We start from the raw sequence: 14,440 nt of genomic DNA on the forward strand, positions 1-14,440 counted from the left end.
TATGATAACTCTGCCAGGTATGATCCATCCTGACCTGTAATACCCGTAATAAGGGCTACTTTTCTATTATTATATTATTTTTTTCTTATTCTTTTTCGAAAACCTACCCGTCCTTCCTTACCGTTAAAGAAGGAGTTTTTTCTACCTCTCCGTCTCTCCTGCAAGGAGAGCTCCACTTTCTCCCCAAGCCCCTCTTCCTCAGGAAGCGGGGATGTAACCGCCCTCCAGTGCTCAGAACCGCTACGCTATAAAGGTTGGCGGACCATCAAAGGTCTGCGCCAGATTTTGCGGGATGGGACCGCCTTAAATGCGATGCTGGTTTGTCATTATCTAAAGATTGAGTTGACATTTTAAAATTAGTCTTCAGATTTATCACTTAATAAAGGAATATGTACTGGGGTATTTGGGTATCTTCCAATTTTTATCATTTTCACCAAATCGGCTTTTGATATGCCGAAAGAATCAGAAAGGTAATGCAAGTGAGGCCTGCTTCCTTGTACACCAGATTCCATCCCTTTCAAACCTTTATATGTTTGCAAAAAACAATGCCAATGACTACCATTATCGAAAATTCTCACAATCAGCACATCTGCTTGGTTTATAATTGTTCGCATTTGTCCCTCAGTAAGAGTAGTTTCGCCAATATATTCTATGCTCCCATCATCTTTCATATGCATAAATGAAGGTAATTTCTCTTCTTTTACACTTTTAGGATCGCCTTGCCATTTATAATGACTAAACTTATACCCACATTCTTCAGCAAAGTTGAACAAAGAAAATAATTGAGTTTCGGTGAGTTGAGCCCCCTTTAATAGACGTATTTGTTCTTTTTTGCTCAATTCTTTCTTAAAAAGGCTTTCAAAGCAACTATCAAAACTACATTTTGTAAAGTTTTCATATGTCTTCTCTGCAATTATTGATGCTGCACGATAAACAATATCGTCATTGTATGGAAGCCTACATTTCTTATCTTTATCAAGATATGCTTTTAAAACTGGAGCTGTTGATGAAGCATGAAATTTAATCATCGTATCCCTATAAGAAACGTTCTCAACTTCATCCATTTCATTAGCAAAAAGCTCTTTATCTCCATCTTCATATTTATATGTGGTCATATTGTATTTTTTAGAAGTTACACATACGCAAACTTTCCACGCTCTGGCAACGTTATGAACCGAGAGTTAAAAAGTGTATCAGGAACTTTCTTTTGCAATAGCTCAAAGAAGTTGCGGTCGTGTGTAGTCAAAACAATCTGTTTGTCCATTGAAAAGGCTACATTTCTCAAAAGGTCTATGATGGAAAGAATATTGATGTCATCCAAAGCTTGGATAGGATCATCAATGAATATACAATCCATGCTTTTTCCTTCATCATCGGTTGCAAACAATGCCTTTGCTAGAAATATGCAAAAAGAAAGAATGTTGATTTGGGCAGTACTGAAATACAAGTTTGGCACAATACTTTCTTTTCCATCTTCCCTGCTATTTACTAAAACTTTCAATCGTGGATTTTTTAGCTTGAAATCACATTTGAACTGTATCTCCTTGTAATCGGGATGAGGATCAATGGCATTGTACAACCTATTGATAAGGTCAATTTCAAAATAACTATCCACGAATTTTTCAAGGTGTAGTTCGATGCCCTCTATCTCTTTCTTGCAAGCATTTCTTAAAAGACTTTTCTCTTCCTCCAGTTTTTTCAAATTAGAAAGCTCTGCCTCAATGCGTCTGTTATCGAGAAATTTCTCAACAAGATGCAGAACCGATATATAATCATCTAATGCCGTTTGACGTTTCTCTTGTTCTTCCTTCAATGACTTCTGTTCCTTGAGACTTTGCTCAAATATTAGAATGACATCTTGGTCACAACTCTGAGTAATCGTTTCGTTTAAACTGCATCCTGTTTCAAGATAATCCAATATCCGTGCTCGCTGCCACTCTATTTGGTGTATTTGTGTTATTTTCTCATCATATTGCTTTTGTAGAACTTCAGTTTGCTCAATAGCAACATTTCGTTCTTTCAGTTCATTCAATTCTTGATTGAAATTTTGAATTTGTACTTTGAACTTGTTTTGTTTTACATTCTCTTCTTTAATCGAATTTTTCCATTGTGATAGCACTTCTTCTGTCACACGAGCATTTTCTGATTTACTAATATATTCAATATAAAAATCGCCAGATTTGATGGTTGAGATTTCTTTGTACGCTGTTTCTAAACTCTTGTTGATAACAACAAGCTGCAAATCTTTTTTAGTATGCTCCTCTTCAATAGATTTCAAACGATTCTGTTTTTCAATTATACTATCAGAATACTGCTTCTTGCTATCTTCTAAAACTCGACGCATTTTATCCTCTGGCATTTCTGCCAGTTCTGTATATGCTTCCTTTAAGCGACTTTGGATTTTTTCTATACTAATAGTCTGTTCCAATATACTTTTAACAACTTTGTCATGATTGGATTTTGTTTCCTTAATTTGAATTTCTGCTTTCTCCAGGTGTTCATCAACTGAAGCTATTAAATCCGTGAAAAGTTGTTCTTTTTTAGTATTGAGTTCTTCCTTGGAAGATACAAGTTGTTCTTTCTTCTCAATATCCAGCTGTAGGGATTCCTCTACAATTGTATTCGTTGAGATACTTTCTAAAAGAGCTTCATGCGAATGATAATCATAGCCACACAAAGGACATACGCCTCCTTCTATTTTGGAAAGAATAACACGTAAGTTGGTTACTAATGCCTCTATATCTCCAAGATAGCTTTTCTTTTCTACTATCGCTTTATCAACATCTGCTATTTCTTTATCTTTATTTCCAATCTCATGCAAGACATCAACAATGTTCTTCATTTCTTTCACGAAAAAGCCATCTGCCAAACTTACCTTTCGTTCGCATAGAGATTCGTACAAGGAATGAAGTTTGTCTGACTGGATGCGTAGCGATAATAGCTCCTTGTCCAAATCTTCTTTTTTTGACAGAGTAATCGACAACTTCTTTGACACATCATCAAGTGATGTTCTTAACCTGTTCATTTCCTCATAATTTTTATGAAGATGCTCCAGTTTCTCAATCACTATAATTCGTTTTCTCGCAAGGGTTGACAATTCGTCTTGGAAAAGAGACAATTGTTTGGCGGTTATTTCTTTGCTTTTTAAAATCTCTTTGATTAGAGCATTTTGCTTTTCTACATATAACAGCTTGTTTGCTAATTCGTTATCAATCTCGCAGAATTGTGCATAATGCTCAATCAAGAATGCCTGTCTTTCGCTTTTTTCTTTAGATGCTACTTCCTGTTCTTGCAATCTGCACAACAGTTCGGACAGTTCTCTATACCTTTTAATGTAGGAAAGACTATGCTGAATTTCATCAACTTCTTTTTGGATAGAGTTCTTTCTTTCTGCAAGTGCTGGGAGTTGATAGATACTGGTTAGTTCATCTGTACCGCTTTTCGCTTTCTGGTAAGCAGTAATTAATGAGGTCAAACCTTCATGACGTTTAGTAGATTGTTCCTGCCAAATCTCTGCTTGAAACATGAGTTCCTTCAAGTATTTGTCAGAGAAAGACTCTTTGATATCAACAGAGATACCCACAGATTTTAAAGAGACTAAGACATCTGATAGTTTTGCCTTCAAATCTACATTTACAATTTCTTGATTCAATTGGGCTGTTTTATCCTTTATTTGTCTGCCCAATGAAGTGATTTGGCGTCCACTGCTTGTGTACTTCTCTTTTAACCAAAGCCTATAATCCAACAATCCTTCAGTTTCCTTAAACCTTTTCGTAAATATCTCGAAACGACTTTTGGCATCCTTGTTTGAAATAAATTCAGAGAAGAAATCCTGTGACAGAATGGCATTTGTGAAAAATGCGTTTTCTCCATCACCTTGTAATATCTGATATTCTTCATCTGGATTGCAAGTTCTAACAATAGAATTTCTGTCGTCGAAATCCATTTCGACTTTTATATGCTCTCCTGGTAAATCCTTGTTATGTATAAAAGATTTATTGCCAGAATGAGATTTGTCCTCACTGGCATTTTCTGGAAGATTATCATCAAGACGATGAATTTTTCCAGTCATACAGAATTCCATTGAATCGAAGAAACTTGTCTTGCCAAATCCATTCGGAGCATAAAGAGCAACAAAGTTTGCTGTTTTTCTGCTATCTTTTTTAGCAGAAAAATCAACCGACTCATCTCCAAAAAGTCGGAAAGCATGTATGTTCACCTTATTTATCTTCATTGCTTTGATATATCTTTAAGAGTTCTGGATTACTGTCATACATTGCAAATCCCTTTTTCATTTGCTCTGTAGGTTTTATAATATACCTTATGTATAGGTCTATTAAATTGTCCGCACCTTCTTTTATGTCACTTTCGTTGACTATAATTTTACGAGAGGATATTGTATCATGCTCTATTTTGTATTTCAGCGAACGGTCTATCATGTTTTTGTCTGGAACAACATAAAAAAGATAGAAGTTCCAACGAGTAAACTCATCTATATCTTCAATTTGGTAGTCATGAATAAGAAGATTCCTGAAATCTTTCCAATACTGGCGCAGTTCTTTTTCTGTTAGAACTGGGGTTACTGCAACTACAAATTCCCGACCGATTCCAAAGCAGTCTTTTTTCCAAACATCAAGAGTGATTTCCATACCTACACTTCTATAATTTCTTTCAACTTGTTACGATAATGTTCTATCGTAACTTCCTTTATTGTATTGGCACAATCCTTGACAGCAGTCTCAAAGATGTTATTATTGATAATTGTCATCTGATTGAATACATTTGAACGAGACCTTGAAATATCATTTTCTTCTATGATTTCCGCCTTTCTGAGGTCGGGTACCTGTGCTTTGGGAGCAGCATAGTTTCCATAAAATACGGTTTTATTGAGTCCACCCACTACAAGATATGCTCCCTTAATTTTTCCAACAACCAACTTGGCTTCAAGTTTTTCCCTTACATCATATACATCCAATTCTTCGTTGGAATAGCAATAGTGGAATTTCTCATACAAAGAGACTATTGCTTTTTCGCCATCAGGCTCATTCAAGTCAAGCAAGGCTATAACACCAACTATAAACAAGGTGAATGCTTGCCAATATCTTTGGTCCAAGCCTTCCAATTTTGTTCCTTCATTGATTTTACCATTCTTTATCAATACATCAAATATCCGAATAGGAGACCATTGCTCAACTATGGCTTTATATTGGTCTAAATCAGATGTAAATTGAGCAGTTCTATCGTCTACAAAGCGCTCACGACTGAAGTCAAACACCCATCCAACCATCTTGCCAAAGTAACTTAAATCAAATTTAAGGACTGGCGGTAACTTTTTTTCAGCAATAAGTTGCAAAAAGAGAGATACTGGAAGCATTCCACTCTTGCCAAGCATTTCCTGCTTGTCATGCATAGCAGACTGAGTATGAATACCAACCAATTTACCATCTTTATTGAAAATGCCTCCTCCAGACATACCTTTGATTTCCTTTTTGCTATTCTGTACATCATATTGATATTCTACAATATCTATTTCACTGTTACTATCAAAATGTGCAATATGCAGTACCAAGATATTTCCTATTTTATTTTCTGCGTCCTTTCGACATTTAGGAAAGCCTATATGAAAACATTCTATTCTTTCAGATGATATATAAAGATGAGGAATATCTATGTCACGTTTCACAACCAATACAGCAATATCGCTGTCTCCTCGATCAGAGACTTCAATACTTTGAATGGTAAAGACATGTGCCTGTTTACTATTTATCTCATCATAGCTGATGGTAATTTTGTCTAGTGGCAATATGTTTTTACCTTCATCTAACACAACATGTCTGCATGTAAATACATACAAGATGTCCTTATCTAATGGAGAAACAAGGACACCTGTTCCATCATTAACCCTAACTGTAAGTTTCTGTTTTATATCGTCTATTCCAAGCATGATATAGTGGTAAATACACGTTCCTTCAAATTGGGAAAATCCATAAAGTCCTGATTGGTAAACAAGCTATCCTTACGTTCTCCGTAATTGAAGCCTATAATTGAATCTGTATTACAGATTATTTGAGCAATCACCTCTTTATCTGGATGCCCAAAGAAATCTCCATTGGTAGAAACTAGAAAAATATCTGCATGTACCTTCTGTATAAAGGCTGGACAAAAATTGTTCTTACTACCATGATGTGAGAGTTTTATAATTTTGTATTTGATGGGATGTTCTTGATTTGGATAAAAGCAATCAAGCCCATTCAGAATATCTTTAATATGAGCATCACCAAGCAACAATACCTTATCACCTTCTTTGGTAGAGAGTTCAAAAGCAATGGAAGCTCTATTCTCTTTTGTGAGGGTTCCATTCTTCCATGGTTTTGCTGCCAGTTCTTTTAATGATACAGAATCAGCGCCATTGGCTGTGCCTGTATTATGCAATGAAGCACTTATCTTCTCGGCAATGCTGTTTCGATATTTTGACAATGGAGCTAATATTTTGATATGAAAGGGTCCTCTATCAAATTCTTCTCCTTGCACTATGTTGTTGTTATAGCACCGTCCTTTGTCTCTCCACAATTCAAGTAGTTTCCCAGCTTGGGTTGGAGAATTTTGCAAACTGGATTTATCTGATAGAATAACATCGTCATTCATCCAGATTTCTCTCACAAAATTTTCTTTAGGAAACTCATCTTCAAACCATTCTATGATTCCTCCTATATGATCATCGTCAACATGCGTAACAATAAGTAAATCTATATGCTTATTCTCTTCATGCAACTTGTCTACCAATAGTTTCAATGGCTTATCAGGATTTCTTCTGTCATGCAAATCCTGATAAGTTTGGGCGACACCTCCATCTATGAGAATATTGTAATCGTATGCAGAAACGAATATACAATCACCATGTTCGGCAGGAAGTAAAGTTATATTTATTGCCATAACAGTTTATATAAAATTTCATTCTCCCATTATCCTCTTCATCGCTGCCATCATACGAAGTCGTTTGGCAGTAGGACCCTTTTGACCTTTCTCTGCCAAGTCGAGATAGAACTTATAGTTACTAGACAAAGTCTCACGTAGTTCATCAGCCATGAGCATGTGCCATTCCTGGGTTTCCTTATCCTCGTAAGTTGCTACCAAGAATAGCTTCTGAAGCTTGTACTGGGTCTTGCGCATCTTGCGTACTACGTAGGTGTTGGCATCGTCTTTATGATAGACGAGGATCTGGGAGCTACCTAATAAGAAGGTTGCTCCTGGCTTTATTGAGAAATAAGATTTCATGATTTTATATTTTGTTCCCCATTGCAGTATCGCTCTGCACTGGTCGTCGCTCGAATGAGGAATAAGTTTTATTCTACTCTTGATAGGATTACTTCTGGAGAGGTGTCCATCAGGGTTATGGCGGAAATCTTATGACCGCCATTGGCATTTAATGAATGACCACAGTGATAGAGACTGTCATCTATGATAAGCCAGCGATCATGAGACTCGTTACGCCATTTTCTAATATCTATATGATTGTTGGGGAAGAGTTAGCGATGAAACATAGCCATCTATGATGATTACTCGATGATTGGCTGTACGAACCAAGTTCTCCAAAGCAACTCTTGCTGTATAGAAATCACCTTCGAAAAAGACCATCTCGGCAGGAGGGGTGGAGGTTCGAATAAAGAAATCGAGCTGCTGTTGCTGCTTGGCTTGGGTATCCTTTATTCGTTGCATCTCATCATGCTGCAACATAAGTTTGCTGTCAATACGTTGCTCCAGTTGAAGCATTTGCTGATGTACTGCATATCCACGAAGAAGATATTCCTTCAAAACATTGTTTGCCCATTGACGAAAGCGAATACCTTGATGACTATTTACACGAAAGCCGACGGATATAATCATATCAAGATTATAGTAATCCATATTACGTGTAACCATACGATTGCCTTCTTTTCTAACTGTTCGGAATTTCCGAACAGTTGCTGACTGCATCAATTCTCCTTGCTGATAAATATTAGTAATGTGCTCACTAATATTAGCTTTACTAGAACCAAAAAGTTCAACCATTTGAGCTTGCGTAAGCCATACCGTATCTTCTTCTATTTTTACTTGAAGAGAAATGCTTTCATCTGGTTGATAGAGCACTATCTGAGATTTATCAGTGGTTGCCTGTATTTTGTTATTTTCGTATGCCATAATCATACATTTTTTCGAATCCCTCCGTCTCCCTTTAGCCAAAGGGAGCTCCACCTTTCTCACCAAGCCTCTCTTTCCTCAGGAACGAGAGGATGTAACCGCCCTGCAGTGCTATAATCTGCCCCACCTGTCCCTCCCCAGCGGGAGGGTCCTTACCCTATACCCAAGCCCTAAATCCCTACCATAGGGATTAGGGATGTAACCGCCCTCCGGTGCTCGGAACCGCTACGCTATAAGGTTGGCGGACCATCAAAGGTCTCGCCATATTTTGCGGGATGGGACCGCCTGGGGATAACGATACTATATGCCTAAGTTTGATGCATATTTACACAAGTCTGAGAAAAACAAAGACTAGTAATAAATATATTGTTATCTCCTCATTAACTTTGCTGCAAATTCAAAGAAATCTGCAACATTCTTGAATTTATCAAACTGCTGACAATACATACTGGCATAAGGCTCAGGGAAGCTTTGGCGGATATCAGTTTTTCTAAAATCATCCCGTCCTTCTTTACCATTAAAGAAGTCATCTTTTCGAATCCCTCCGTCTCCCTTTAGCCAAAGGGAGCTCCACCTTTCTCACCAAGCCTCTCTTTCCTCAGGAACGAGAGGATGTAACCGCCCACCAGTGCTATAAATGCCCCACCTGTCCCTCCCCTGCGGGAGGGTCCTTAATCCTAAACCAAGCCTTTCCCTTAACCATTAAGGGAAAGGATGTAGCTGGCTCTGCTATAGCGCCGCCAGAGTTTTGGTATCGTCAGCGGAGCCTGTGCCCTAAAGGGCTGCCGATAAGTGTCTACGCAACAAGTTGCGATTGTTTGTCGGCTAGCGCATCATAAAGATTCTATCAATCTGCCACTCTCACGCAAACGTTTCTTGAAACCCTGCATCACAGTATCTGCCCATTCATGAAGGTTTTCTTTCATCTCCTGCTTTTGCTTTTCATCAAAACTAGAATAGGCAATCTGTTGCTCCATACATGTCTGAGCCGTTTCCTTAGCTAAGTCCAGTGTATGTTCTGTTACTTTGCCATTTGTTAGCTTCTCGCCTAATTGGGCGTAGAAGTAGCCTTCACAAAAGGCTATACAATATTCTTTTGCTATCATACCGCTTCCTATTTTTTATTAATGAAATCAATCCATTCATAACCTAAAACGCTTACCAAATCACTTTTTCTAGAACGCCACTTTCCATTCCATTCAACACGTAATGTTTTAGTTTGTGGTTTCATTCCATCACATACTATTTTAAAAGTTATATCTAATAAGCCTGATTGATGTTCTGCATCAACTTCAAAACTCCTACCAATAAACATAGATAATTGAGGAGGAAGTTCAGCCCCATCAACAGGAGATTTTGGCGTAACCATCATCATAGAGAGCCATTCTGTTGATAGCTCACCATATTTAGGCAAACAAACCGTATCATTACCCTTGTCTAGAAATATAGCAAAAGGCTCTTTCAGTATATCTTCTGATGTCAAACTCTTAGAAGACTCTCGGAAAACAATTTTATCTACATAAACCCGTAAATTGTTAGCTGGTGATTTCCCTTCATTAGCCAGTCTTAACTTGACTCGATAGGAATCAACAATATCCGAATTGCCATCATGCACCAGATTTTCTGTCAAATCATCATATGATGTTTCAAGTTTCAAAGATGGTGTGTACCAATAAGCCATCCAGTCTTCCTTAAACAATGCAACAATGACAACAGCTATTGAACCTACCACTTGCACTATTCGTAAGAACCAGTCCCAAAAGCTATGTTGACAAACTTGCAGCAATGGCTCTGGACAAATACTTGAAAACAAGCTATATGGAACACAAAGTCCGATAAAGACACCCAAAAACAACGATGGCAGGACAAACTTGAATATAACTATCCTCATAACCTACATTAATGAATACGTATTATAAGATGAATTTTGACCATCATATATCATTACGATATTACCATTGACATTACCAGAAAAGTAAGAGGTTGTACCATAATCAAATCCACTGAATGAACTTCCGTTCATATTAACTGTAGTAAATGAATTGGTACCCATATCATACAAGTTTGACAGAGAGCCTGTAATTATGCAGTTACGTTGAAAATCCAAGACATGGATGTTATCAACGCTACCAGAACTTGTAAACATACAAAGCTTACCAACTCCAAAATCATAAACAGATTGATAGTTCTGATTTACCGCCCTACCTATTATTAAGGCAAGGCTTGCTCGCTTAGCAGAATCCATAGAACGTTTTCACAATGTTACCTTTTTAATATATCTACAAAATCATCAATTACAGGTTTGCCTGCAAAAGTTCCTATCTCAGCTCTATACCTTGTTTCATCACTTGAAAACTGAGACTGGCTTTTTAAGTCTTCAATTCCAATATCCCATGCTTCGGCAACCGCTTTAATAAACAAATCAGATATAGACTTTTCATAAAGGTATCCATCAGGATTTGGCCATTGATTAAGTTGATCATCAAATCCCCAATAACCAAGGATCGAGAAACTGCCAGCTTCTCCCCAAAAGACATTTGGATTACTTTCAAAACGTATTCCATCAACTATATTATTGAATCTATAATGAATAGATGATTCTGAAACAAAAATACATTTATCAAGTTTATCTCTTTTTATCTTGTCTACCAATTCTGAATAAGACAAATTACAATCCCGATGGCCAAAACATTTTAACCCTTGAGTATCACCTCTTAAACAACAAACAATTTCTGCACAAGCCTCCTGACAATCATAACTCAAAGAACTTTCTGATAAAAGTTTTGCTTGCTCTGTCGCCCATTCAGATATTTGCTTTTCTGTTATAAAAGGATAACCACAATGCCGTGAGGCATTAATACTTTCACCTTTTACGATACCAACCAATCCGTTTGTATGACTAGAGACTAATCCGCCTAAAGTCAGAGCACCATTACCTATAGAAAAACGACCTTCTACAAAGAACTGTTCATCATTATATAATGCTATTCTAGCAATTGGAGTTCCAGCATCATCGTATAACAAACTCATATTTTGGGATATAAGATTCAACTTATCTTTCTGCTGTTCCTCTAATACAGTATATCTTGACTTACCATATAGTCTTGATAATAATTGTAATGGGGGTAAAGTTACCCAATCATCTCTGCGAACTAGAGGTTCATTACTTTCTCCTAAATATAAATTGCAATCTAAACTAGGACATAACCTTCCTAATATCTCTTCTAAAGTTACCTCTTTATTAAGATCGTAATCAAATAAAATATCATGTAATATGGTTTTATCTTTTAACCAAACACGAATTTTTGTACCACCATCTTTTATATATTCTGTTTTTGTTGCTTTTCTTAAAATAGGTCTTTCTGTAACACCTGTCGAAAATTCCAACACATTAGTTTGTTCTCTACCTAACATGTATTTTTTCGAATAGACACTTATTTTACTTCCCCACATAAAGACTGAAAAGAAACCGATACCATATTTCCCTGTCGAATGATAACCTTTTGCCTCTAATGTAGGGAACTCCTTATGCATCAAAGAGGTTCCCCAAAAAGATTCCCCAAAATCTAACAAAGACTTTGTCATAACTGATGTTGTCATACCAACACCATTGTCTTCAACATCAATATAAATATCGTCCCCATCATTACCTAAAGAAACTTTAATTTTCCCATTAAAATTAGGTTCATCCTCAAGCAATCTTCTTGCTCGAATTGCATCTGAAGCGTTTTGTATTAATTCTCGAAGGGGAACAAGCATATTTCTTCCGTATAATTCCTCACCACCTAAAGTCGCAACCAGTTTAGGAACATTAGACACATTGATTGTTGTATCAACAGGTTCCCATCCTTCAACTTTTACAGTCTCAGACAAGCGCATTGGAGAATCAACGCAAGCAATGCCTTTTACCGCCAATCTTTCTTTACCTAAATCGGACAAAAGAGAATCAACACTACGCAATTCGGAATCTATCATACGCAAGGTATCAAAACAAAGCCACCAACTATCACACTCAGTTAGAGTAAACGGAGATTTGGAAGTAAAAAGAAGCCTGTCTTTTTTTAATATCGGCTGATTTAGTTTATTCTGAAAGGTCCAATGTTTTTTTGATAAACCTTTAGGATTCCTTAGTACAAACAAGAAACTAGGAGCCCTCGTATCATCTACATTTATCGCATCTACAACACGAACTATACTTCCCAACTTTATCGGATCTATTGTCCAAGATGAAGGTAAAAAACCTGGTGCACCACAAAGATTTGTTCCCAATAAATTTAACATATCTTCAATGGTAGAACCATGACTTGCCGCAATCTTACCAATAATATCACCATAAGAATCTCTAAGATCCTGATCATCTATAAGATATGTTTGTCTACCATCAGCATCTTTCCAAGAGAATGTAGCTAAAGCCGAAGCACGTTGAGCATGCAATTCTCGTAAGACAATCTGACTTGACCAAGAACGAATGTCATCATCTCCAAAAGACTCACCATACTTCTTTTTGAGGGAAGCGTATGTATCTTTCCATAAATCCAACTCAGAAAGCGTTTCTATACCATTTTCATATGCAACAATTCCCATACCTAAATCATGAATGAGAAAAGCTGCACCTAAAACAAAAGCTTCTGCTGGGTTTAGAGCTTGACTTTCTTGGAGAACCAAAGATGCTATTCCCCACAAAGTATCTGCATGGGTTATATCATGCACTGTAAAATCAGGCAAACTACGATTAATCTCTGAAGCTAATAATTTGGCTTTATTTCTCATTCGAAAAAATGAAGAGCACAAAAAATCTATTTGCTTTTGAGAATTATCTTGTTGATTTTTCAACCCCAAACTAGAATTCCAAAGATTTGTCAATTCAAATTTTTCCATAATATCTCATTATTACCATTACAACGTATACCAACAATACAACTTCACTCCACTATATTACAAGTAGTTACACCTATCAGTTTTTTGAAAAAAGTTATTTTGTATCGTTATTGCAGAAGATAAGCTGCACTCGGTAATTTGAAAGCCAGCTTTCATTGCGCTCGTTTGCGTTATCTTTTAGGGTGAAGGATTGCTAATCACACTCCCTCACCTCATCTGTTTTTTCAACATAGTAACATGGAAACATAGACTTATAGTCCTTATCCCCATCTTTCATGCGGGTAAGAAAGTCTGCCCTATTTGCTAAAACCATCAAGCACGTCTTGCTTGATTCTCTTAGCAACATCCAATTGTTCTTCGCGAACCATTATATGAATATACATATCGTTACCACAAGCATCAATGCAAATTGGTAAATCAACAACATTCATATCTAATAACCCTTGAAGCTTATAAAACAAACTAGTAAAAAGTCTGTTACGATAATACTGTACCGAAAAGCCTTCTGCCTTTTTGCGAGCATTCATCGGAACATCGGCTATATCATCGCATACATAATACAATATCGCATTGTCATGAGACCTGAAGAAGCTATAAATTTGATTAGAGATAAGTGATAAATCCCGAATCCCTGTCACATGTTTATAACTACCTACTCTGTTGAGATATATTCCCCATACCTCAACATCAGACTTTTCTAAGGCGGAAATCATTTCAGATGACAAAAATCTCGCTCCATCATTCAGAATTCGCACGATATATATATCACCCGTCTTGCTTGTAAATCTATATTCAAATGCATCCATTACATAGCTATTTCACAAACCTCGCAACCTCGTTTAGCCATATCTTGGAGCTGAGCTGCCTTATATGCCTTCATACGCTTCACCCACTCTGCTACCTTTGGGGAATCGCTTTTAATAACTAATGTTTCTTTAATTTCAATCATTGTATAACCTCCTATATTTAAAGACTGCTGCAAAGATACTACTTTCTGACGTAAACACCAAGGAATTAAATAAAAAAACTTCATTACGTAAGCATTTCCCCTCAGGGAAGAAGAGGAAAACCGCCCTCCGGTGCTCAGAGCCACTACACTATAAGGTTGGCGGACCAATCAAAGGTCTCGCCAGGTTGTGCGGGATGGGACCGCCTGAATGTTCCTCATTGCAGGAATGGCTGAAGGAAATCGACTTCCATCTCTAGAAAATGCTCCTCATCTGAAAACAGATGGGGAGTTTTTTATAAAATATATTAAATGGTCTCAACTGCCGGATATAGCTCCGCTTCCCCTGAGAAGATGGCTCTTCCCGAGTTATGAGAGTTGTGATATGTATCACAGCATTGAAAAACCAATAGACTCACTTCCACTAATCTTCAATAC

Annotated in this window: 14 protein-coding genes; 1 reads left to right on the forward strand and 13 read right to left on the reverse strand. The window is 37.0% G+C overall.

Going from position 1 to position 14,440, the window contains the following annotated elements; translation table 11 throughout:
* Positions 1-356 precede the first annotated feature (356 nt).
* The 13 genes from CFT61_RS11725 to CFT61_RS16630 all read right to left on the reverse strand — a co-directional run bounded on the left by CFT61_RS11725 (position 357) and on the right by CFT61_RS16630 (position 14,089).
* Complete coding sequence (locus tag CFT61_RS11725; protein ID WP_089544608.1) at positions 357-1,115, reverse strand: hypothetical protein; 759 nt, start codon at positions 1,113-1,115, stop codon at positions 357-359.
* A gap of 17 nt (positions 1,116-1,132) precedes the next feature.
* Positions 1,133-4,234, reverse strand: a complete 3,102-nt coding sequence (locus tag CFT61_RS11730; RefSeq protein ID WP_089544609.1) for an AAA family ATPase — start codon at positions 4,232-4,234, stop codon at positions 1,133-1,135.
* On the reverse strand, positions 4,221-4,649 hold the full coding sequence (locus tag CFT61_RS11735; protein WP_089544610.1) for an ABC-three component system middle component 1: 429 nt from the start codon (positions 4,647-4,649) through the stop codon (positions 4,221-4,223). The genes CFT61_RS11730 and CFT61_RS11735 overlap by 14 nt, the downstream gene beginning before the upstream one ends.
* Before the next feature lie 2 nt (positions 4,650-4,651).
* Positions 4,652-5,944 carry a S1 family peptidase gene (locus tag CFT61_RS11740; RefSeq protein ID WP_089544611.1) on the reverse strand — a complete coding sequence of 431 codons (1,293 nt, stop codon included), beginning with the start codon at positions 5,942-5,944 and terminating at the stop codon, positions 4,652-4,654.
* The gene (locus tag CFT61_RS11745) at positions 5,932-6,933 is read right to left on the reverse strand and encodes a ComEC/Rec2 family competence protein (protein ID WP_089544612.1); all 1,002 of its coding nucleotides are present in this window, start codon (positions 6,931-6,933) and stop codon (positions 5,932-5,934) included. Before CFT61_RS11745 ends, CFT61_RS11740 begins: the two co-directional genes overlap by 13 nt.
* A gap of 18 nt (positions 6,934-6,951) precedes the next feature.
* Positions 6,952-7,275, reverse strand: a complete 324-nt coding sequence (locus CFT61_RS11750) for a hypothetical protein (protein ID WP_089544613.1) — start codon at positions 7,273-7,275, stop codon at positions 6,952-6,954.
* A 222-nt stretch (positions 7,276-7,497) separates the two neighbouring features.
* Positions 7,498-8,178: a virulence RhuM family protein gene (locus tag CFT61_RS11755; RefSeq protein WP_176425595.1), complete on the reverse strand. Its 681-nt coding sequence runs from the start codon at positions 8,176-8,178 to the stop codon at positions 7,498-7,500.
* Between the two features lie 833 nt (positions 8,179-9,011).
* A complete protein-coding gene (locus CFT61_RS11760; RefSeq protein ID WP_089544614.1) occupies positions 9,012-9,284 on the reverse strand; it encodes a hypothetical protein in 273 nt (90 codons plus the stop codon).
* An 8-nt stretch (positions 9,285-9,292) separates the two neighbouring features.
* Positions 9,293-10,069 carry a hypothetical protein gene (locus tag CFT61_RS11765; RefSeq protein WP_142990628.1) on the reverse strand — a complete coding sequence of 259 codons (777 nt, stop codon included), beginning with the start codon at positions 10,067-10,069 and terminating at the stop codon, positions 9,293-9,295.
* A 3-nt stretch (positions 10,070-10,072) separates the two neighbouring features.
* Entirely contained in the window at positions 10,073-10,423 is a 351-nt protein-coding gene (locus CFT61_RS16625) for a hypothetical protein (protein WP_142990629.1), read from the reverse strand.
* A 17-nt stretch (positions 10,424-10,440) separates the two neighbouring features.
* Entirely contained in the window at positions 10,441-13,056 is a 2,616-nt protein-coding gene (locus CFT61_RS11770) for an HD domain-containing protein (RefSeq protein WP_089544616.1), read from the reverse strand.
* Between the two features lie 296 nt (positions 13,057-13,352).
* Positions 13,353-13,862 (reverse strand): hypothetical protein, encoded by a 510-nt coding sequence (locus CFT61_RS11775; protein WP_089544617.1) that lies wholly within the window; start codon positions 13,860-13,862, stop codon positions 13,353-13,355.
* Complete coding sequence (locus CFT61_RS16630; protein ID WP_142990630.1) at positions 13,862-14,089, reverse strand: hypothetical protein; 228 nt, start codon at positions 14,087-14,089, stop codon at positions 13,862-13,864. The genes CFT61_RS11775 and CFT61_RS16630 overlap by 1 nt, the downstream gene beginning before the upstream one ends.
* A 142-nt stretch (positions 14,090-14,231) precedes the next feature.
* Here CFT61_RS16630 and CFT61_RS17110 point away from each other — a divergent pair.
* On the forward strand, positions 14,232-14,440 hold a 209-nt coding region (locus CFT61_RS17110; RefSeq protein WP_217899092.1), incomplete at its 3' end, for a hypothetical protein.

Origin of the sequence: Segatella copri (assembly GCF_002224675.1) — a bacterium.
Lineage (GTDB): Bacteria > Bacteroidota > Bacteroidia > Bacteroidales > Bacteroidaceae > Prevotella > Prevotella copri_U.

What these genes read in the sequence shown, in the direction of transcription:
- CFT61_RS11745 (WP_089544612.1), bottom strand. Translation starts at nt 6,933, where the DNA reads ATGGCAATAAATATAACTTTACTTCCTGCCGAACATGGTGATTGTATA.
- CFT61_RS11755 (WP_176425595.1), bottom strand. Translation starts at nt 8,178, where the DNA reads ATGGCATACGAAAATAACAAAATACAGGCAACCACTGATAAATCTCAG.
- CFT61_RS11735 (WP_089544610.1), bottom strand. Translation starts at nt 4,649, where the DNA reads ATGGAAATCACTCTTGATGTTTGGAAAAAAGACTGCTTTGGAATCGGT.
- CFT61_RS11765 (WP_142990628.1), bottom strand. Translation starts at nt 10,069, where the DNA reads ATGAGGATAGTTATATTCAAGTTTGTCCTGCCATCGTTGTTTTTGGGT.
- CFT61_RS11770 (WP_089544616.1), bottom strand. Translation starts at nt 13,056, where the DNA reads ATGGAAAAATTTGAATTGACAAATCTTTGGAATTCTAGTTTGGGGTTG.
- CFT61_RS16630 (WP_142990630.1), bottom strand. Translation starts at nt 14,089, where the DNA reads ATGAAGTTTTTTTATTTAATTCCTTGGTGTTTACGTCAGAAAGTAGTA.
- CFT61_RS11730 (WP_089544609.1), bottom strand. Translation starts at nt 4,234, where the DNA reads ATGAAGATAAATAAGGTGAACATACATGCTTTCCGACTTTTTGGAGAT.
- CFT61_RS16625 (WP_142990629.1), bottom strand. Translation starts at nt 10,423, where the DNA reads ATGGATTCTGCTAAGCGAGCAAGCCTTGCCTTAATAATAGGTAGGGCG.
- CFT61_RS11750 (WP_089544613.1), bottom strand. Translation starts at nt 7,275, where the DNA reads ATGAAATCTTATTTCTCAATAAAGCCAGGAGCAACCTTCTTATTAGGT.
- CFT61_RS11775 (WP_089544617.1), bottom strand. Translation starts at nt 13,862, where the DNA reads ATGGATGCATTTGAATATAGATTTACAAGCAAGACGGGTGATATATAT.
- CFT61_RS11725 (WP_089544608.1), bottom strand. Translation starts at nt 1,115, where the DNA reads ATGACCACATATAAATATGAAGATGGAGATAAAGAGCTTTTTGCTAAT.
- CFT61_RS11760 (WP_089544614.1), bottom strand. Translation starts at nt 9,284, where the DNA reads ATGATAGCAAAAGAATATTGTATAGCCTTTTGTGAAGGCTACTTCTAC.
- CFT61_RS11740 (WP_089544611.1), bottom strand. Translation starts at nt 5,944, where the DNA reads ATGCTTGGAATAGACGATATAAAACAGAAACTTACAGTTAGGGTTAAT.